Below are 20668 nucleotides of genomic sequence, written 5' to 3'. Positions count from 1 at the left end.
GGCCATGCCGGTATCCCGCCTGCTGTGCCTGACGAAACGCTCCGGTTCCTCGTCGCTCATGCAGCCTTTTCACCGGGTGCCAAGTGTCTCGGCTGATCACATCGGCCATCTGGCCCGTGATCCGTGCTGGCGGCTTAAGCCGTCGGCGGATGAGGAACATCGGGCAGACGTATAGAGAGATAGTTGGATCACTTGGGTAACGGACAGCCAGAAAGCAGAGACCGATGACTGAGGAACCCAGCCCCGAGAACACGCACGGCGGTGCCGGACAACCCCGCCGTCCCTTCGGCCAGCGGCTGCGCCGCAGGCTCTTCGGCTCTTGGCGAGGGCTGTTCCAGGTCTATCGGCCGGAACGGCACTACATGCGCGGACGGCAGGATGCCGAAACACGGCAAGGCTCCCTTTCGCGCTGAAGCAGGGGCGGAACGGTCCCCTTAGCTGTCGCCGCCGTCGTCGTCGGCGAAGGAAGGACAGCTGAGGTCGTCTTCGCCGCCACCGCCCGGGCCGGTCACGCAGACCAGAACGTTGTCGAAATCGCTATCGAGTCCGTCCGACACGTCCACGGCGAAAACGTAGGCGCCGATGACATCAGGCACCACCTGGGCCAGCGGCGTTGCCGCGTCCAGGATATCCGCAGACGTCAGTGCGCTGCCCTCGGGCCGCGAGACCAGACGCCAGATGAAGCCGAGGCTGGCCGCCGGATCGTCCGGGTCGCCGCTGGCCGAAGCATCCAGATTGGCCGGTAAGCCGACGGTCGCGAGCCGGTCGTCGCCGGCATCGGCGTTCGGTGGCGCGTTGCCGTCGGCGACCGTGACGATCCCACTGTCAAGGCCGCTCGAGCCCTCGTCGGAAACCTCGAGCTCGACCTCGTAGTCGCCTGGCTCGTCGGGAACGAAGCTGGCGGTCGGCAGGAGGCGGTCGACGATATCCGCGTCGGTCAGCAGACTGCCGGGCGGCGTGGAGACGAACGACCAGGAAAATCGCATGTCGTCGAAATCGTCTTCGTCGGCCTCGAAGCTGTGGCTGCCGTCGAGCGGAACCGTGACACCGACGGCGCCGCTGCCCGGCACCTCGGCAACGGCGTTGGGCGGCGCCCTATCCTCTTCGACGGCGGTTACCTGGACCGTGTCGGCGATGCTCGACAGCTCGTTGTCCCGCACGATCAGCTGGAAAACGTAGTCGCCCTTGACGTCGAGCCCGAAGTAGGGCGTCGGCGTGTCGGCGTCCCGGATAAGCACCGGTTTGAGGCGGCTCCTCGCCGGTTTCGAGACGAGCGACCACTCGTAGGTGATCAGGAAGCCTTCTGGATCGGACGAGCCGGTACCGTCGAGCACGACGATGTTGTCGTCGTCCAATTCGAAGAAGTCGTCATCATCCAGCTCGAAGAAACGGTCGCGGCCCGCCGTCGCCAGCGGCAGCTGGTTCGTGACATCCACGTCCACCCCGTCTTCGTCGCTCAGCTGTCCGTCGAAGACCGTAAGCCCAAGCCGATAGGGGCCCGAGACGTCGGGATCGAAGAAGGCCGTTGGGCTTAGACGGTCCTGTATGTCGGCGTCGACCAGCGCGCTGTTCTCGGGCACTTCCACGAAGCGCCACTCATAGGCCAGGGGCGCCGGGCGGTCGTCGATGTCGAAGCTGTTGCCGCCGTCGAGGAAGACCCTGCCGTCGAAGACCACCTCGAAATCGGGACCGGCATCGGCGACCGGCGGCACGTTGAGCGTGCGCAGCCGGGCGGTGTCGCTCTCGATCAACTGTGGACCGATCTGCGAGGCGGCCTCGACCGTGCTGTCCACGTCGCCGAAGCCGAGCAGCTCGGCGTCGACAATGATGCTGGCCTGGCCCAGGCCGGGCACCAGGAAGGGCTGGGTCTGGCTGACCGCAGACCCGTCCAGGTCGCGCAGGCTGACGACCGCCGTCGTCGTGCCCGTGACCCCGGTCAAGGTGGCCACGAACTGGCCCTCGACGTTACCGGTGTTCTCCACGTTGAACGAGAACAGGCCGGGACCCGGATCCTCGAGCTCGATCAGCTCGGGCTGGAAAGCCACCGCGAGACCGCGTGTCGCCGGGAAAGTGACCTCGGCGACGGCGAGATCCTGCACGGCCGGCACGGCTTGTGACACGGCCTGAGCCGCAATCGGCAGGGCGCCCGGCAAAGCGGGCGGCGGCGTCTCAGCGCTGATTTCGACCGTGCCGCTTTCGCCGGGCGCGAGAACAACAACCTCGGAGGAAAGCGTGTAGTAGGGCCCGAGCGGACCGGTCAGGGCGACGTCGAAGCTGTCGGCGACCGTGCCCTGATTGGTGACGGTCAGCTGGAACACGGTGTCCGGCTGACCGGAAGCCGGCGAGAGCGCCGTGGCGACACCGGTGTTGGCGACGTCAAGCACGGCCACCGTGGAGTCGCTCACCGTGCAGTCGCCCTGCCCCTGGGCCGTGACCGGCACCGAGAGCGGGCCGGCCGCCGTGCCGGCGGGAACGCCGACCCGCAGGGTCGTTTGCGTGGCATTCACGAGACCCGGAGGCACCGACAAGACAGACGTCTCAAAGGCCGCGGTCAGGCCGGCGGGCGGCAGCGCCTGGAGCGCGAAGACCGTGGCGATGGAGCCGGTGTTGGCGACCTCGACCGTATAGCGCGCCTCGCCCCCCTGGCCGGCGGTGACGGCGGAAGGCAGGGCGGTCAGGACCACGCCGCAGGACGGGCTCACGACGTCCTCGGGCACGGGAACCGGCGCATCCGCATCGACCACCACCTCGGCGAAGACGGCACCCTGGACCCCGCTACCGGCCAGGGCGGTCACGAAGAACTGGTTCGCGCCGACCCCTTCGGAGAGATCGGGTGTCAGGGCGAGCGGCACGTCGACCTCCCCGCCGGCGGGAACGATGACGCTGGGCAGCGGCGACGCCCAGGCGTCGGGCACGCCGCCCACGGCGAGATCGTAGGTTGCGGCCAGAGCCGTCGGGTTCTTGACCGTCACGGTATAGGCCGCTTCCTGCAACGGCGGCACGCTGCGGCTGGCCGGCGTCAGCGCTAGGATCTGATCGCTGACGACGGTCGCCGCGGGCACGGTGATCTGGCCGGTTTCGCCGGAAGCGATGGTGAACTCGACCGTACCGCCCAAGGCGACGTCCCGCGCCTCGCCCGGCTGCATGCCGGATAGCTCCGCGTCCCAGGACAGGGTCTCCAGCGTGCGAATACCGTTCAGCGTGCGCTCCCAGACAACGGCGTCGCTGGACGGCCCCGAAAGGACCGCGGTCGGGGGGATCGAGAAGCTTTCAGGATCGATCGTCACGCCGGTTGTTCTGGGGAATTGGATCCGAGCGGCAAAGCGCGTGCCGATCACGTCACCGATGTCGTATACGCCCAAGCCGGCGGTGCTGGGCGTGAAGAGCGTGTTCCCGACCACCTGCGATTCCTGCAGGATGGCCGGCGTGTTGATCGTGTTGAACGCGATGTTCAGCGGGTCGTTGGCGTCGACCAGGACCAGCACGGGCTGGCCGTTGAGATTGGCGCCGCTGACCGCAAAGAAGCCATTGCCAAGCGAGTTGATCTTGGTCCTGCCGCCGGCACTGACGTTGGTCACCAACGTACTGAGGATGACCGGGTTGGTTGGATCAGAGGCGTCAACGGTGGTGAGCGTCAATTCCCCGGTCAGGTTGAAATTGCCGGTCGATCGTCGGCCCTCGGTATTACCGGCGACTAGAAGCAGGTCACCGAGGGAGTCGACGCCCGTGGAGAAGACGGTACCCGGGATCAGCAGCTCGGCAGTCTCGAATAGGTTGGCCGGATCTGAGGTGTCGACAATGACGAGTCGGCCCAATCCCGACTGACCCGCACTCCCCGTGGACGTTGTGGTCGAGAGCAGGGCGTAGTTGTCGCCGAAGGCGACCGCCTGGTTCACGTTGGACGGCCCCCCGTCGGGCTGCGCCGCGAAGTTCTCCAGCGCATCGAGCAGGAAGGGGTTGTCCAGGTTGGTGAAGTCGAACGACCAGAAATCGCCGCGCTGGCCGACCAGCCTTCCGAAGCGGAAGAAGACCGTGCTCGTCGAGATGAATCCGAAGCCGTCCCTGAAAAACAGACTCGAGAGGAAACGGACGTTGGCGCTGGTCTGCGTGCGCAGGACGGGCGCAGTCGGATTGTCGAGCGCGAACACCAGGATCGTCAGGGCGCGCGCGTTCAGCGGCACCTGCCACATGACGACCAGGGTGCCGTCGACGATCTGGCAGGCCGCGAAGCCGGAGCCGTTGATCAGGCCCTCGCCGAAGGTGCCGACCACCTGCGGCGCGGAGGTGTCGGAGACGTCGAAGATGGTGATGTTCTCGGTGCCGCAGACGTAGGCGATGTTGCCGTTGATGGCCAGGCTGGTCGCCGTCGCCAGGGTGTCGACCTGGGCAAGCAGGTCGATGGTCGGATCGGGGAAGTCCACCAGGCTTTCGATCTCGAGGGTAACGTCCACCTGGCTGTCGCCCGGCGGCACGGTGTCCGGTTCGACCACCAGTTCCGCGGTCAGCGGCGCGCCGATGAAAAGGCTTCCCTCGCCCGCCGCGCCCGGAATCTCCAGGCCGTCCGATCCGAAGACGGTGACTTGGATGGCATAGGGCCCGACCGGGAGGCCGGTCGTGTCGAAGGTGCCGAGGTCGACCGTTTCTAGCGAGGCCAGCACCGACAGATCGGCGGGCACCGGCGCGGAGTCGAAGACAGGGTTTCCGATCTCGTCGACCACCCGGTAGGACAGCGTCACCTGGTCGGGCCGGTTCACGACGTTGAGCAGCTTGGCCGCGATCGCCGTGCTGACGCCCGGATCGACGACTCCGGGCGTGGCCGTCACGCCGACCACGTCGACCGTGGTGTCGCGAGCGGTGAAACTGCCGCGCACAGCGCGCGTGGAATCGGCCACGCCGGCCACGGCGACGCTCACGGTAAAGTCGAAGGGCAGCAGTTCGTCCTGCGGCGGCGTCAGCGTCAGGAAAAGCTCCTTGTCCGCACCGCCGGTCGCTTGGCCCGGCGCCAGGGAAAGGCTGGGCCGGTTGAACTGGCTGGTGAAGCCCGGCAGCAGGCCCTCGACCGAAGGCTCGTAGGTCGCGCTCGCAATGCCCTTGTTTATGATCGAGAGGTCGAAGCGCTGGGGCGTGCCGGGTTGCGCCGCGGCGCTGTCCGGCCGCAGCGTGAGAGCGAATTCCGTGCGTGCCGGCCCGCTCAGGTAGGCATCGAGGTCCCGCAGCGGGGCGCCGAGTTTATCGACCTCCTCGGCGACCTGGGTTGGACCGGCGGAAATGATCGCGCCGCGGATCTCGCTCAGCAGCTGCGCGAGTTCGATCAGGCCGCTGCCTTCGAGCTGGACGATGAGGCTCTCGAGCAGCGCGATCAGGCGGCTGCGCTCGGCAGTATCCAGGGGATCGCCGATAAGGTTGGTCATCGAGGCGGCCAGTGCGTCGAGCGTCGAGCCCAGGCCCTCGCGGCCGAGGTCGCGCGCGGCATCGGCCGCTTCGACCGCCGCGCCGGCGGCATCGGGCACCACCCCGATGGCGATTGATCCATCATTGGTGGCCGGATCGCCGACCAGGTCGGTGCCAAAGGTGGCGGTCACCGTGGCCGATACGGTCGAGTTGAAGGGCGCGGTCACGGCGGGTGTCAAGATCAGGTCCTGGGTTACGGTCGTTCCCTGTTGCAGCGAAACCGGCGAGACGAGGCCGGTGACGGCGACATCGCCGATGGTCGCGAGATCCAGGGTGACGTCCACCTCGTCGACGTTACCGACGCTGGTCAGGCTCAGGGTCGCCGCAACGGGCATGCCCGGCTCGGCGCTGGTGACTTCCGGCGAGATCGAGACCAGGACTCCGCGCACGCCCGGCACCACGAAGTCGACCACGGCGCTGTCCGTTACCGCGGGATCGCTGGTGCTGGTGGCCACGACCGTGAAGGAGACTGTCGCGCCGGGGGCCGGCAGCGCGCCGATTGGCTTCAGATAGACGCCGATCTCGCCGGCCGCGCCGGCGGGAACCTTGACCGTGGCGAGGCTGCTGGTGACCTCGTAGCCGGGTGTCACGTCGACGAAGGTGAGATCGAAGCTGTCGGTGTCGGGCCCCAGGTTGCGGACGTCGGCGAGGAAGGCCGAGGGAAGCTGCGCATCGTCGACCGGCTGGGTCAGCACGCCATCTGGCGCAGCCGCCACCGCGACTCCGGGCGTGGTTCCGGGTGTGGCGTCGGGCTCACAGGGCGCTGCCTGAATCAAAATGTCTGGGACCGGGGGATCGAAGAAGCCCCAAGCGAAAGCCCCTGTGAACGCCAAGATCCTTACCGTTCGCTTGTAGGCGATTGCGAACTTGAGGCGCGGTCCCGGGTTCAGGAAAAAGAAGGAGTTTATCGTCTTGCGATAAGTCTTCAGGGCAGAGAGCGCACCGCCCGCCAGAAAGGTTAGCTTGATATCCTGCGCGGTCGGCACTTCGCCCTTCTTTATGGCGTTCGGAATACCCGACAGAACCGCGCCGAAGCCTCCAAAGATGAAAGAGCCAAAGGCACTCACAACACCCAATCCGGGCGCGACAGCTTCCTGGGTTCTGTTGCTGATACCAAAGTACTCGAAGAGTGCGCCACCGCTACCGTCTTCAAGGCGGCCAACAACGACGCCTGTCTGCTCGTCGAACTCGAGCCAGCCCAAAGCCATTTTGCTACCGACCGCCACGGCTTGTTCAGGCGCAATCACGAACTTACCGTTAAGGGCAGCCTCGGTGATGCGGGCTTTCGCATCCTCGGAGAGACTCATTTCCTCGAGAACCTGCAGGGTCTCGTCATCTACCAGCTTGAGACCAATGCCCTGATCTGCCGCTGCACCAAGAATCGCAACGGCGGTCACCGGCTCTCCGTCAGGAGTGAACAAACTGGTCGCGAGACCCTCCAAGTAGTCGACGTGAACGACGCGCAGGTAGTTGAAGATTCCGGCCGCATCAGGCGTTTGCTGTGGCGCTGGCACGACCTGGACGGGATCGCGCAGGATATTCATCGAAAATGCGATCTCTGGGTCCGCAGCGTCTCCGCCAGAGGTTATGCCACTGACCACCACCCTCGGGCTGTCAAGGTATGAAACGACGGTCAGACGACTCTCGAGAAAGGCGTCGCCTAAGCCAAGGCCGAGAAAAAAGAAATCGTTCATCAGTCGTGTGATGGAAACGCCGATCTCCCGGGAAAGCTGCAATGCCTCTTGGATCGTGGCAACGCTGCCCGGATCCTGGGCATTCGGTGGCAAGGACTGGACCACCGGTACCAAGTCCTCTGCGCGCTGAGCCAAGGTCTGAAGAAGCGCTTCTTGGACCCCGACATCGCTTCCCGAATGACCGGGGATCACCGACAGAGTGAAGACATCGGACCCCGTAAAAGCAGGTCCCGATTCGTTGCCCAGCGTGACGCCTGAACCGCCGAAACGTCGCGCCGCGAATCCGATGCGGTCGAGGATAGTGTGCCGAAGCGACTCGGGGCTACCACCAGGTTTCCTGAGCTCGACATCGAGGAACACGCCTGTGAGAAACTGGCTGCCGAGAGGAAAGCTGGTGAAGAGCTCCTGGTAGGCGGTGCCCTCGATCGCTTCGTCATCCAGCGGTGTATCGTCTCCCTCGCCGACGACCAGGAGGGGCGTGTATGTGTGCGTTAGGTTGCTGAAGACGAGACCGCCGGAAGATTTCGTGTCAATCAGGTGCACGACCGAGAGCGGGACGCCGACCAACTCTGCCGTAACGAAGTCGGCCTCGATAACCGTGTTCAGGCTCGGATCGAGACCCGCCGAGAGCCCGAAGCTGTCAATCTGCTCGACATTGAGTCGAACTTTGACACTGTGCCGAAGCGCGTCCGGCATTTCGTCGAAACTCTCTTCGGCGACCGTGAAGAATTCGCCGAGGACCGACGTGCCGAAAGACGGATCCGCCGCGGTAAAGGCGCCGCCCTCTTCAAACTCGACCCATACATGATCACGGGTCTCGGCCAAAAGCGCCGGATCGTTCACCGGATCCGCCGGAACATCGCCGTCGGCAAGTTTCCCCACGACCCGGCAGACAGCTGGGAACATGCTCTCGATAAGTTCCGAGGCGAGCGTATCGGGCAGCTCACCGCGCGCATATCGAGCCCGGACTCCAGCAGCGCGCAGCAAAGCAACCAGCAAGTTTGCTTGATCGAGAGCATTGCCGGCCGTGCTCCACAACGTGCCTCGGGCGCCGCGCAACGAGCCGCGATAGACCTCAAAGCTGATTTCATCGCGCACAAACTCGAAAATCTGGGCGGGATCGTTGCCCAGCTCCGCTGCCTTGGCCACGATTAGTGGATCTTCGGCATTGGCATCCGGTGTTGCGGCAAGGAGGGGATCAACAGTCTGGGCCGATGCGGCAGACGGTCCCAGCGAGACGTGGAGTTCACGAGGCAGCCCGAGGAAGGATAGAGCCACCACAAGGGTAAGAACTGCAATGCGATGCGTTGCGAATTGCTCCAACCGTGACCGAGTCATTTCCTTCCCCCCTTTTCGGAACGACTAGTGCCCAGAGTTGTCAGGTTCGTGATCGAATTCCTTGCACGTTATGGGTGCCGCCCCCCTTGAAGCAGCAGGAACCTTGTCCAAACCGTGAAAAACAAGCGCGACGGCGGTAGTAAACGGCTACCGCCCTGCTGAGATCGAACGTTTTGTTCTGCTTGGAAAAATTACAGTAGAAGCGGGCCCGCCGATCCAGGCGACCTATCCTTTTCGACCCCGCTCGGTGCAACAAGAACAAATTCAGAACACCGTCTCTACTACATCAGTCAATGACACTGCTATCTATGGTATTAGCAGAATAGTGGGGTCGCTGACAACCAGGACATTTCTACTATAGCTCGATTGTCTGTGGACAACCGTAGACGCATTCCTTTCGAAGAAGGTTTCGCCCTTTACCACCTTTAGCAGACTCTCCGTCACGAGGACGCGCGCTTACGCCCGTGGTAATAATCTGCCGTCCGCCCTCCGAGATAATAAATAATGGCGATCTGTGCCAAAAGATCTGCAAGCCAAAGCCAGAAGAACTCGGCCACACGAAGCGGTTCGGGATAAAGGGGATGAATCAGGAGCCCCGGTTGCTCCGATGCAAAGTACTGCGAAGCGAAGAACAGACCGATGACCGCGGCAAGCGTAACCCCTATGAAGCCGAGAAGCGACCAAACGCCAGCAGTTATCAGAACCCATTCCCCGCGGCGCCACAGGAGAAGCGCCGCGACGAAAGGAGCAGTGATACCGAAAGCGATGTAGGTCGGGCTGAACGCAACCCAGTGCCAAAGCGTGACGCCTGCGCCCTGTTGCAGCAGGCTGATAACGGCGAGCGATCGGATGCTGATAGCAGCAACAAGCACAATACAGACCGTACGGCGATGGCGATCCAGAAAGCGCACCGCCGGAACTCTGGCCAAGGTTTCACCCATCAGCCGCCCGGCCTTCGAAAATGCGGCTAAGACCGATGCGAAGGCCCAGCGGAAGGGTGCTATCGCATAGAGCAACAGAGCCGCCAGCCGCCAAGCGAAGACATTCCTGACAACCAAGGGAGCAAGGCGCCGGACAGCCCGTGAAATCAGGCTGTCGATGGGTGGAAAAAGGATTACAGCGGCCACAAAAACAAGTAACGCGGCTTGAAGCCATACCCTGCCTGTCTCGCCATCTGTCGTCTGCACAAAGACGATCACAGCGACTATGGCAAGAATCCAAATCAGCCAACGCAGGGCCAGATCAGCACTGGCCCTCGTGCGCGGAAACGCCATTGTTCTACTCCAGCGCCTCAGCCGGCACTACTATTAACATGAGATACCCTAATTGCAGGTGAAATCGCAAACTTTCTTTACTTATGTTTCTTCTCAGGCACTCGTGATTTGACTTATCTTTGAGAAACATTGGACTTTCTGCAGTGAGGAAGGGAAAAACTGCAACGATCCGTATCAAGGGCATTCCAGCACAGGGTGCAACTGGCAAAAAATTGGCAGCCCCAAGAGGGAGAAGTTGACCAAACTTAATGCCCGAAGGGCCATCAGCGCCGGTAGCTCGATCCAATGTGGCACAAGGCCGACTGCCACCCCAACAGCAAGACCAATACTGACAATTCTAATCTTACCAAACAGCTAAGCGACCGCGAACTCGCCTTTTAAGGAGCCGGGTAGTGTTGAATCAGAGTAGAATCAACTCTTGATAGCAATTTACAAGCCGGCGGTAGGTCGACATATTGTCATCGCCCTTCGGACGAAATCGCCCGAGAGGACCGATTTGCGCTCCGAAAAGGCCAGGTAAGCGACCATGCGCCAGGTGATCGGCATCAGGGACAAACCGGTGTCGGTCCGAAATCCGCCGGGTCGAGCAGCTCGGCATCCAGCACCAAGGCGTTGTGATCTTCATTGAGGGTGTTGTTGAACTCCAAGGCGACCTGACCAAGCCGGTCGAAGACGATCGCGCGGCCTTCCGCCGGAACCACCACCAAGGTCCTGCCGTTGCCGTGGTGGCTCAGCGACCCGAGCGCCACGGTGGCGAAGTGATCCGCCGGGACCCCTTCGAGCCGCGTCACCTCACCCGTCACGGGGTCCGCCGACAGGATGCTGGACTTCCCGCCGGCGCCGTTGTTGAAGACGGTGATGTCGCCGGACGGCCGAAACTCGGGGTCGTGCTGGAAGCGCCAGGGATCGACCATTGACCACAGGACCTCGCCCGAGATCCGGTCGATGACCGCGACCATGTGGTTGTGCCTGAAACTGACCAGCAGATCGCCGGCGTCAAATGCAGGAAAGCTGCCCGCCATACGCGCATCGAGCGGTTCCACGTCGTTGGGGTGGAAGGGATCGCCTTCCATCGTCATGAAATTGAGAACGTCCTGGCGTTCGGGCACGAATGGCTCCTGGAACCCGAAGGCGGCCAGGTTTGCCTCGTTCAGGTTGATGATCGAGGTGAGCGAGTGGCGCTCCTCGATACTTCCGGTATCGATGTCGAAGAGCGCCATGTCGTGCTCGTGCAGAGAGCTCTCGCTCCCGACCCAGGTCCAGGCCCCGCCATCCGGGTCGAGGGAGATTTCATGGTGGCTCCACGCCCCGTTGTCCCAGATCACGGCGCCGCACGCCGAAATCCGCAGCAGGCCCCGATGGCGCGAATTCTGGGCGAAGTTCACCAGGATGCTCCAGTCGTCCAGGATCTTGAAGCGGGCGAAGCGGACGAAGTCCCCGTCAGCCAGGTTCCGCGCTCGGGCCACGACCGCCGTCACCGGCCAGGCATGGATCTCGCGCCCCTGCAGATCGAGCAGGCGAAGCGTGAAGTCACGGCCTTCAGGCTCCTTCAGGAGGACGGCGAAAAACTCGGAGTCGAAGTCGTCCGGGCTCAAGACGCGCAGCCCCGGCCCGGCACTGTTGTCGGGGACAGGGAAGATCGTGAACTCTGGCCACCAACGCCCGTTGGAAACCAAGTTGGTCAGGTGATCCCTGACACCGCGCATATCGCTCTTCAGCTTGACCGGCGCGGCGATAATGAGGAAGAGCAGGTAGGCAATAATGACGATACCCGTCGCCATAAGGGCGTATCTGATGGCGGGAGGGTATATCGGTGTCGACGCCTGCACTTCTCTATCCTCAAGAGCTGTCCGGTCGGCCGGGAGGCTGTCGAGGACGTGACGGCGACGAACCTGCGCGGCCCCGGCAGGCGGCCGTTCAGCCTCTTCGCTCGTGTCCGCGCAGCTTCCGTCCAGCGAACGCGCTGCGATGGTCAGCTACCGGGGTAAAGGCCGGCTTAAGAATCTGAGGAAAGCGCTCTCGATGATCTCGCTTCGCGGGCAGGCGACTTCACCCCCGGAGAGCTAGACTTTCGTTCCGTACGGAAAGAGCCCTTCTTCGCCAAAGCTTCGAAGGGCATCCTGCTTCGCTTCTAGGTCGGCAGCAAATCCTGCGAAGCGCGGAGCGCGAAGCAGGATGGCGGAGGGAGAGGGATTCGAACCCTCGATACCAGTTTCCCAGTATAACGATTTAGCAAACCGTCGCCTTCAGCCACTCGGCCACCCCTCCGCAAAACGAGCGGCTTATCACCACGACGTATGCGGCATAGGCCCTTACCTAGCCAGCGCGCCCCCGGCTGTCAACGCCCGAGAGCGGCCCCCTGACGGCCCGAGGCGGCGGCCCGGGATAGCGTCAATTCGAGGCAAATTTTCACAGTTTCTTAGCCTCCTGCGGCCACCCTTGATCAGGAGAAGGAACGGCAGGAGGCTGATATGTCGATCACCACACGTTCTCTGGAGACCCTCATCGACCTGGTCGAGATCAAGTTGAGCTGCATGGAAATCTACGACCGGGAGGATGCCCGCGAAGTGGCCAATCTTGAGAGCTGCCTGGACGAGCTCAACATGCTCGCCGGCCGCCCCAAGGCCCCGCGGCGCGAGAAGCCCGACCTGAGCCTGCGGCGTCCCATGCCGCTGCGCCGCCAGCGGGTCGCCACGGCCTGACCCCAACCCTACCTTAGCACCCACTTTCGCCTCGGCCCCGCTCAGAGGGCCCGGAAAGGCGCCTCAGGTGGCCGGAACCGCCATTCCGCGCACGACGGCCGGCCGCTCGGCGATCACGTCGTACCAGCGCTTCACCTGGGGGAATTCCTCCAGCTCGATCCCCTGCCACTCGTGGCGCGCCGCCCAGGGAAAGGTGGCGATGTCCGCCATGGAATAGTCCCCCGCCAAGAATTCGGCCTCCGCCAGGCGCTTGTCCAACACGCCGTAGAGCCGCCTGGTCTCGTTGGTGTAGCGGTCAACCGCATAGGGAATCTGCTCCGGCGCGAAGCGGCGGAAATGGTGGGCCTGACCCAGCATGGGCCCGAAGCCGCCCATCTGCCACATCAGCCACTGCAGCGCGGTCAGCCGGGCGACGGGCTCCGCCGGCATCAAGCGGCCGGTCTTCTCGGCCAGGTAGAGCAGAATCGCGCCGCTCTCGAAAAGGGCGAGCGGCTCGCCGCCAGGGCCCTCGGGATCGACCAGCGCGGGGATCTTGTTGTTCGGGCTGATCGCCAGGAACTCGGGGGCGTGCTGATCGCCCTTGCCGATATTGATCGGGTGGACCCGATAGGGCAGCTCGAGTTCCTCGAGCGCGATCGAGATCTTGCGCCCGTTGGGCGTCGTCCAGGTATAGAGATCCAGGGTCAATGTGTGCCTCCTCCTCGCCGCCAGCCCAAACCGCTGAGGCCGTTTCGGGCACACTCTAGCCGCGCCGCCCGACCCTGCGCCACGCCAATCGTGAGGGGGGTGCCTCTATTCAGGATGCCGCGCGGGTGCCGCCGTCCGGCCAGCCTTCCTTGTCGCCGTCGACCCAGGCCGCGACCTTCTCGAGCAGCTCGTCGCGCTCGACCGGCTTGGCGATGTAGTCGTTCATGCCGGAACCGAGGCAAAGGTCGCGGTCGTCTGGCAGAGCGTCGGCCGTCATGGCGATGATCGGCACCCGCTTTGACCAGCCGCCCAGCCCGCGAATGGCCTGCGTGGCCGCGCGCCCGTCCATCTCCGGCATGCGCACGTCCATGAGGATCGCGTCGTAGCGGGTCAGCCGGGCCGCTTCCACGCCCTCCGCGCCGTTGCCCGCCAGGTCGACCCGGTAGCCCGCCGCCGACAGAATGGCGAAGCCCAGCATCTGGTTGACCTGATCGTCCTCGACCACGAGGACCCGCGGCGCGTCCGACCGCTCAGCGCCTCCAGCCGTGACGATCAGCTCGGCGCTACGGGAATGCACGTCGTCGGACCCCTGCCCGGCGTCAGCGGCCGTGCCTTCGAGACACCACTCCAGGCTTTGGTGGCGCAGCGGCTTGGCCACGGTGGCGTCGAACGGTAGGTCGCCGCCCGGCTCGGCCAAGCGGGCGCCCCGCATGAAGGCCGCCTGCCACAAGCGCGGGGTCTCTTCCGCGTCCTTCGCCAGATCGACCAGGCGCTGTTGCTCGGCGGCCGGAAGCTCCTCGTCGACCACGATCAGGTCGGGTGTCGGAATCCGCACCAGGGCCTGGGCGGCGGCATCGGCGTCCGGCGCGACCACGGCCTGCGCGCCCAGCGCCTCGAGGTGTCTCTGCCAGAGATTGCGGGTCACCACGTTGCCGTCGACCACCAAGGCGCGCCGCAGCCAGGCCGGCGACGCGGGCCGCTCGACCATATCGAGCTGTCCATCGTCCAAGGGCAGGGTCAGCCAGAATGTGCTACCCCGGCCGGCCTCGCTCTCCACTCCGATCTCGCCGCCCATCATTTCGACCAGCTGATGACAGATAGCCAAGCCGAGGCCGGTGCCGCTCGGCCGCCCGGCCTGGGCGGCCTCGACCTGCCCGAAGCGCTCGAAGAGCCCCGCCCGGTCTTGCTCGGCGATTCCGATGCCCGTGTCGGCCACGGTGATTCGCAGCCTGAGAGGCCCGCCGCCCGGCGGCCGTTCCAGAGCCGCCGCCAGCGCTACGCCGCCGGACTCGGTGAACTTGATCGCGTTTCCGACCAGATTGATCAGCACCTGGCGCAGACGATTGGCGTCGCCGCGGAGCTGACGCGGCACGTCGGGGGCGACGAAGGCAGCGAGCGCGATGCCCTTCAGGTGGGCGGTCGAGCCGAGCAGCTCGGTCACCCCGTCGACCACCGGCAAGAGCTGGTAGTCGCGATCGACCAGCTCCAGCCGGCCGGCCTCGATCTTGGAGAAGTCGAGCACGTCGTCGGTGATGTCGAGGAGCGACTGGCCGGACCGTCGAATCGTCGAGACGTAGTGCTGCTGGGTCTCGCTCAGGCCGCTGCCCAGAAGCAGGTCGGTCAGGCCGAGAATGCCGACCATCGGCGTCCTGAGCTCGTGACTCATGGTCGCCAGGAAGGCCGACTTCGCGCCGTTGGCCGCCTTGGCCTCGGCGGTCTCCTGGGCGAAGCCTTCGGCCATTGCGGCGAGGCGTGCCGTCTGGTTCTCCAGCTCCGCGCGGGTCGCCTGCAGCTCGGCGATGTCACGCTGCTGGCGCGCGTGGGCCTGCTTCAAGGCGGCCTGTCCGCGCCGGCTGTCGCGCATGGCCGCGCCCAAGGCCAGGGCGGTCCCGATGACCACAACGAGGAAGCACTGCAGGGCGATCACGGTCTCGGCGGCCGAGGCGGCACCGAAGGGGCTGCCGGCCTGGAGACTGAGCCAGACCGCGTTGAAGCTCGCCATCAAGGCGACGGCGGTCGCGCCCGGCAGCTCGAAGCGGACCGCCGCCCAGATAATCAGGGGGAAGGTCAGATAGAGCGCCTCGAACCCGGTACGCAGTCCCGCCGCGTTGTCGAAGAGCTGGTTCTGGAACAGCGCCGCCACCAGCAACGCCGCCGCCTCGACATAGCGGCGCGGCGGCCATTGCCGCAGCCAGGCAAGCCCCTGGCCGAACCAGCCCACCAGGAAAGCCGATACCGCCGCCAGGCCAAGGGTCTCGGCCAGGAACCAGGTCAACCATTGGGTATGGAAATCGACAGCAAAGCCCGGAACCATGAGCAGGGCTGCCAGGGTACGGAAACTGGCATCGAGGGCCCCGCCGATGATCGCGGCGGCAAAGAGGCAGAGCAGCCCGTCGAAGCTGTCGGTCGGTGCGCGGGGGCCTAGATGGTGCCGTACCAGAAACGCTACCAGCGCGAGCTCTGCGGCCTTCGCCGCCGCGTGGACCAGGGCGGCCGGCAGCGCGACGCCGCGCTGGAAATCGACGCCGGCGCAGGCAATCAGGAAGCCCAGCAGGTAGACCCACCAGCGGTCGCGGCGGCTGACCAGCAGGACGCTCAGGACCAGGCCTTTGGCGAGCGAGAGGACCGGGGCCCCGCCCGGCGGAACCGCGAAAAAGGCGTCCAACTGGGCGACCAGAACGAAGGCGAGCGAGAGCAGCGCCGCGCTCCATAGCGTGGCGGCATCCAGGACGAGAATTTGGCGGACCAGCGCCCTCACTGTGCCTGCCCCCGGGCGATTGTTACGTTGTTGACCTACGGTCCGGAGTCTAGGTCGATCACGTGAAATACGAGTTAAGAGAATATTGACTATTTTTATTAGTATATGATAACTAATTACTTTCGCCTATATGAGACAAGCGCGGCTGTTCTACTTGGCGGAGGCCTTCAGGGCCGGCCGTCGAATGCCCGTTCCAGGTCGGCGATCAGGTCGTCGGCCGCCTCGATGCCGACGGACAGCCTGAGCAGATCGTCCGGTATCGGGCTCCCAGGCCCCTCTATGGTGGCCCTGTGCTCGATCAGGCTCTCCACCCCGCCGAGCGAGGTCGCCCGCTGGAAGACCCGGCACTGCGTGGCCACGGCCAGGGCCGCCTCGGCACCGCCGGCGACCTGCAGCGAGAGCATGCCGCCGAACCCGCCGTCCATCTGCCGCCTGGCGATCTCGTGACCGGGATGGCTGCCCAGACCCGGATAGAGCACGGCAGCGACTTCGGCGCGCCCGTCAAAATGGCGCGCGATCGCCAGGGCCGAGGCGCTGGCCTGGCGGACCCGCAGGTAGAGCGTGCGCATCCCGCGCAGCAGCAGCCAGGCCTCGAAGGGCCCGAGCACCGCCCCGTAGCCGGCGCGGTTGCTGCAGACCCCGGCCCAGAAGCTGTCCTCCTCGCGAACGGCCAGCGCCCCGGCCACCACATCGCTGTGGCCGTTGAGGTACTTGGTGGCCGAGTGCATGACCAGGTCGGCGCCGAGTTCCAGGGGCCGTGTCAGCACGGGGCTGGCGACCGTCGAATCGACCGCGAGCCGCGCCCCCGCGTCGCGAGCGAGCCGCGCGGCTGCCGCGATATCGATCACGTCGAAGGTCGGGTTGCAGGGCGTCTCGATCCACACCAGCTTGGTCTGGCCGGGCCGGATGGCCCGCGCCAGGGCTTCCGTGTCGGTGCCGTCGAAGAAGTCCAGGCCCAGGCCCCAACGCGCCGCGAAGTCGACCAGGAACTGACGCACCCCCCAATACATGACCCGGGGTGCAACCACGTGGTCGCCGGGCTCGAGCGCCTGCACCACGGCGGCCGCCGCTGCCTTGCCCGAGGCGAAGAGCCGGGCCGCGCGCCCCCCCTCGAGCCGGGCCAGCAGGGCTTCGGCCGCCTCGTAGGTCGGGTTCTCGTCGCGGCTGTAGCCGTGTCCCGGCGAGATCAGCCGATAGTGCTCGTCGCGCGCAAAGGTGGTGGAGGGCTGGATCGGCGGCACCACCCCGCCCGAGGCCGGGTCGACCGCGTGCAGGGCCTGGGCGGCCAGGGTTTCCGGCTGAAGCGCGGGCTCGTCGGACATGGGCGACTCCAAAAAACTTGTGCGGGTCGCCACGCCGTCCGGGCCGGACCCTGGTCTGCGCGCGAACCCGTTTTCCATCGCAGGGCTAAGGGCATAGTGCGCCAGGCATCCGACCGCGCCAAGGCGCTTCGGCGCGCGGCCCGCACCGGATCAGAAATCGGGCTGCGTGCGCTCGGTCTCTGGCTGGCCGTAGCCGAGCCCCCGGACAAAGGCGACGACGTCGCGCACGCTCGCGTCCCGGACTTCGGAGTCGCCGGCGGCATACTGCGCACCGGTCCTGATGCAGGCCCTGGCGGCCCGCTCGATCGCTTTCGCGCTGGTCAGTTGGGCGCCGTCGTTCAAGTCGGTGAAGGTGCCGTCGTTCCGCACCTCGAAACGGCACTTCGCGAAGCCGTCGGCGCCGGGCACCAGCAGGCGGAAGGGCAGCATGCTGTCCCAGCTGTGCACCGCGCCAGCATAGAGCCTGAAGCTGGCCTCGACGCCGGCTTCCCGCATCGCTTCGACCAGCTCGGCACAGTTCTCCCAGCCGACCCAGCGGTCTTCGCCGCCGGACATGACCAGGACCGGCGCATCGAAGTCGTAGGTCTCGTGGGTGTGGCAATAGGGATAGAGGGCGATGTGAAAGGCGAGGGTGAGATCGCCCGGCAACCGGGCCCGCTGGAAGCTCCGCTTGCCCGAGACCAGCGCGGCGATCCCGCCTTTCGACGAGCCCATGACCCCGATCCGCTCGGGATCGATGTCGGGAAGGCGCGCCAGGGCCTCGGCCGCAGCGAAGACGTCGTTCACGAGAGACGCCTCGGTGACGCTGTCCTGGCGGCCCACCGTGGTGATCACGCCGCGCGGCAGGAAGGCGTTGATCTGATAGGTCGCGAAGCCAAGCGACCGGAAGGTCGAGAGCCAGACGGTCTCGTGATAGAGCTGCGGGCCGACCGAACCGTGGATGTAGATGACCGCCGGAAAGGGACCGGGTCCGGCCGGCCGCCGCAGGATGCCGCGCACCGTGACCGGCTCGCCGCTGCCGTCGAGCAGGCCGGTGAAGCCCGCCCCGTTCGGGCTGGCGCTCTCGAAGCTCTCCAAGCTGACCGTGCTGCAGGCCGCCAGAACGCCGCAGACGGCGACAGCCCCGAGCCGGAGTCGCTTTGCCAGCAGTCTCACCTTCCTCGATCCGCTCCGCCAGGATGCCTTGCGAAGGGCCTGAATTGACGGAAGAACCGCTCACAAAGGGTTAACCGCCGTCCCGGGCGGCGGAGGCGGGGCTTAGATGTAGGTGCCGGCCAGGGTATACAGCCCGCCGCCCAGTCCCAGCTTGAAACGGGCGACGCCGGGCGCGGCGACGGCGTCGAGACCGCCGAGATCGAGCCAGCGCACGCCGCGCCGCTTGAGCTCTTCGATCGAGCGCCAGAGCAACAGGTGATGGGCGCGCAGGCGGCGCCCATCCGCGCCGCTCCAGCCCAACTCGTAGGTCGCGCTGCGCCCGTGGATGAACACCAGGGTGCCGGCGATGCGTTCGCGCCCCGGCGCCGTCGAGGCGGTGACGGTGAGAACGTCGTCCTTGCGCGCCATGGCCTTGGCGATCGCACATATCGTGGCGGCCGAAGGCGCGTAGTAGCCGCCGCGCCGCCGCTGGCGGTCAGCCTGCCCGACCAGCCAGTCGAAGGGCTGGCCGGTAGCGCCGACCCGCACCGACAGCTCGGCCTTCTCGGCCGACCGCAGCATGTTGCGCCACTTGCCTTGCAGCGCGGCTCGCAGCTGCTCGCCCGGCCGCTCGAGATCGATCAGCGAGGTCGAGTAGCCGGTAACCATGCGCCGCAGACCGCAGCCGCGCAGCGCGGCGTGGCTCTCGCGCGAGTCGGGCAGTTCCGGCGTCCAGACCAGCAGCTGGCGCCGACGGAGCGTAAAGGCCCGCCGTAAGGCGCGCAGAACCTCGCGGCGTTCCGCGTTATCGGGTTGAGGATCGAGCCAGACCGGCCCGCGCAGGATCCGCACAATGGCGAGCGGACCGGTATTCTTCTCGAAGGTCTGCACCAGGGCCCGGACACGGCCGCCCTTGAAAACGGCGCAACGCCGAACCCGGCATTGCCGCGTCAATGCGATCGCCGTGCCGAAACCCCTGGTTTGCTGCAAGGGCGCCAAGGGCGCGCGGGCCAGGAGGGCGTCCCACTCCGCAGGCTCGCAGAGATCCCAGGCCAGTTCGATCTTCGAGTCCAAAATGACGCACCTACCCGAGAACAAAGGCTCCCGAGGGTATGCGCGGAGATCTTTATAGTCTGTTAAGCATAAATACCGAGGATTAAGCCTGACCATGTTCACGGCTTTCAAGAAACCACCGGCAATACTCGGCGTTAGCATACCCCGGCGCCGTTTCACGGGCTGGGCCATCCTATACTTCGTGCTGTACTTCTGCCTGCCGGTCCTCGGCCTCTGCTTCCTGCTCGATCTGCTGTTCTATCTGCTCTTCACCCGCGCGCTCGGCTCCTGCTACGCCCTGCTCTGCCTCATGCAGTAGCCCGCGGTCCGGCGAACCGGCCGGCGTTAATCAGAGGATCTTCTCGAGGGCGTCGACCAGATGATCGACTTCGTCCAAGGTGTTGTAGTGCACCATGGAGATGCGCAGCACGCCTTCCTCCGGATCGACCCCGACCCCCTCGAGGCAGCGCGGCGCGTAGAAGTGCCCATGATTGGCCGCGATCCGCTCCTGGCCGAGAGCCTCGACCAGCTCGGCCGGCCGGCGCCCGGCGACCACGAGGGAGAAGGTCGGCAGGCGCGACTCCCCGGGCCCGCCGCCGATCACCCGGATCTCCGGCTTGCCCGCGAGGTAGCCGCAGAAGCGCTCGACGATCGCCGCCTCCTGCCGGGCGAAGAGGGCGAAAACACGGTCCAGGCGGCCGGCCAGAGTGTTCTCGGGCTGATCGAAGTGATGCCGGTACACCGCCTCGAAGTAGTCCGTGATCCCGCTCAGCGAGGCGACGGCCTCGTAGTTGAGGCCGCCCGGATTCAGCTTCTCCGGCAGGTTGTTCTCGTGAAAGTAATGGTTCTGGTTGCGGGCGCGTTCCATGCAGTCGCGCCGCGCAAAGAGGAGGGCGATATGCGGCCCGTAGATCTTGTAGAGGCTGAAGAGATAGAAATCGACGCCGAGCGCCTCGACGTCGATCGGCCGATGCGCCGCGTAGGCGACGCCGTCGACGCAGATCATGGCGCCCGCCCGGCGCGCCTCGGCGACGATCCGGGCGACCGGATTGATCTCCCCCACGATATTGGAGACATGGGGAAAACAGACGAGACGGGTTCGCTCGCCGAGCAGTGGTGAGAGGGCGGCAGGATCGAGCTGACCACTTTCCGGGTCGATCCGCCATTCCCGAACGACCAGGCCGAACTCCTCTAGCCGCCGCCACGCGCCGCCGTTGGCCTCGTGGTCCTGGTTGGTGACGACGATCTCGTCGCC

Annotated in this window: 14 protein-coding genes and 1 tRNA gene; 5 read left to right on the top strand and 10 right to left on the bottom strand. The window is 65.5% G+C overall.

The window, feature by feature from the left end:
* The first annotated feature begins 224 nt into the window (after positions 1-224).
* On the top strand, positions 225-413 hold the full coding sequence (locus tag QNJ67_18230; GenBank protein ID MDJ0610918.1) for a hypothetical protein: 189 nt from the start codon (positions 225-227) through the stop codon (positions 411-413).
* Between the two features lie 21 nt (positions 414-434).
* Here QNJ67_18230 and QNJ67_18225 read toward each other — a convergent pair whose 3' ends face one another.
* Complete coding sequence (locus QNJ67_18225; protein MDJ0610917.1) at positions 435-6167, bottom strand: hypothetical protein; 5733 nt, start codon at positions 6165-6167, stop codon at positions 435-437.
* 513 nt (positions 6168-6680) lie between these two features.
* On the opposite strand from QNJ67_18225, the gene QNJ67_18220 reads away from it, so the two are divergent.
* Both QNJ67_18220 and QNJ67_18215 read left to right on the top strand, forming a co-directional pair.
* Complete coding sequence (locus tag QNJ67_18220; protein MDJ0610916.1) at positions 6681-7076, top strand: hypothetical protein; 396 nt, start codon at positions 6681-6683, stop codon at positions 7074-7076.
* A gap of 606 nt (positions 7077-7682) precedes the next feature.
* On the top strand, positions 7683-8300 hold the full coding sequence (locus tag QNJ67_18215; GenBank protein MDJ0610915.1) for a hypothetical protein: 618 nt from the start codon (positions 7683-7685) through the stop codon (positions 8298-8300).
* Between the two features lie 623 nt (positions 8301-8923).
* Here the strand turns inward: QNJ67_18215 and QNJ67_18210 are convergent.
* The 3 genes from QNJ67_18210 to QNJ67_18200 all read right to left on the bottom strand — a co-directional run bounded on the left by QNJ67_18210 (position 8924) and on the right by QNJ67_18200 (position 12025).
* On the bottom strand, positions 8924-9757 hold the full coding sequence (locus QNJ67_18210; GenBank protein ID MDJ0610914.1) for a hypothetical protein: 834 nt from the start codon (positions 9755-9757) through the stop codon (positions 8924-8926).
* Between the two features lie 545 nt (positions 9758-10302).
* Positions 10303-11538: an arylsulfotransferase family protein gene (locus QNJ67_18205; GenBank protein ID MDJ0610913.1), complete on the bottom strand. Its 1236-nt coding sequence runs from the start codon at positions 11536-11538 to the stop codon at positions 10303-10305.
* 395 nt (positions 11539-11933) lie between these two features.
* Positions 11934-12025: transfer RNA gene (locus tag QNJ67_18200), tRNA-Ser, on the bottom strand.
* Positions 12026-12228: 203 nt separating this feature from the next.
* Here QNJ67_18200 and QNJ67_18195 point away from each other — a divergent pair.
* Positions 12229-12459 carry a hypothetical protein gene (locus QNJ67_18195; protein ID MDJ0610912.1) on the top strand — a complete coding sequence of 77 codons (231 nt, stop codon included), beginning with the start codon at positions 12229-12231 and terminating at the stop codon, positions 12457-12459.
* Between the two features lie 63 nt (positions 12460-12522).
* Here QNJ67_18195 and QNJ67_18190 read toward each other — a convergent pair whose 3' ends face one another.
* The 5 genes from QNJ67_18190 to QNJ67_18170 form a co-directional block, all read right to left on the bottom strand.
* Entirely contained in the window at positions 12523-13146 is a 624-nt protein-coding gene (locus QNJ67_18190) for a glutathione S-transferase N-terminal domain-containing protein (protein MDJ0610911.1), read from the bottom strand.
* Positions 13147-13255: 109 nt separating this feature from the next.
* On the bottom strand, positions 13256-15904 hold the full coding sequence (locus QNJ67_18185) for an ATP-binding protein (protein MDJ0610910.1): 2649 nt from the start codon (positions 15902-15904) through the stop codon (positions 13256-13258).
* 167 nt (positions 15905-16071) lie between these two features.
* A complete protein-coding gene (locus QNJ67_18180; protein MDJ0610909.1) occupies positions 16072-17226 on the bottom strand; it encodes a PLP-dependent aspartate aminotransferase family protein in 1155 nt (384 codons plus the stop codon).
* A gap of 150 nt (positions 17227-17376) precedes the next feature.
* Positions 17377-18381 carry a dienelactone hydrolase family protein gene (locus tag QNJ67_18175; GenBank protein ID MDJ0610908.1) on the bottom strand — a complete coding sequence of 335 codons (1005 nt, stop codon included), beginning with the start codon at positions 18379-18381 and terminating at the stop codon, positions 17377-17379.
* Between the two features lie 102 nt (positions 18382-18483).
* Positions 18484-19434, bottom strand: coding sequence for a GNAT family N-acetyltransferase (locus tag QNJ67_18170; GenBank protein MDJ0610907.1), 951 nt, complete (start codon positions 19432-19434; stop codon positions 18484-18486).
* A 94-nt stretch (positions 19435-19528) separates the two neighbouring features.
* Between QNJ67_18170 and QNJ67_18165 the strand changes: the two genes are divergently transcribed.
* A complete protein-coding gene (locus tag QNJ67_18165; protein ID MDJ0610906.1) occupies positions 19529-19732 on the top strand; it encodes a hypothetical protein in 204 nt (67 codons plus the stop codon).
* A 30-nt stretch (positions 19733-19762) separates the two neighbouring features.
* On the opposite strand, the gene QNJ67_18160 is transcribed toward QNJ67_18165, so the two are convergent.
* Positions 19763-20668, bottom strand: a 906-nt coding sequence (locus tag QNJ67_18160; GenBank protein MDJ0610905.1) for an aminotransferase class V-fold PLP-dependent enzyme, incomplete at its 5' end; no start/stop codon positions are given.

Source organism: Kiloniellales bacterium, assembly GCA_030064845.1.
Lineage (GTDB): Bacteria > Pseudomonadota > Alphaproteobacteria > Kiloniellales > JAKSDN01 > JASJEC01.
This window is presented reverse-complemented; position numbering and strand designations above follow the sequence as displayed.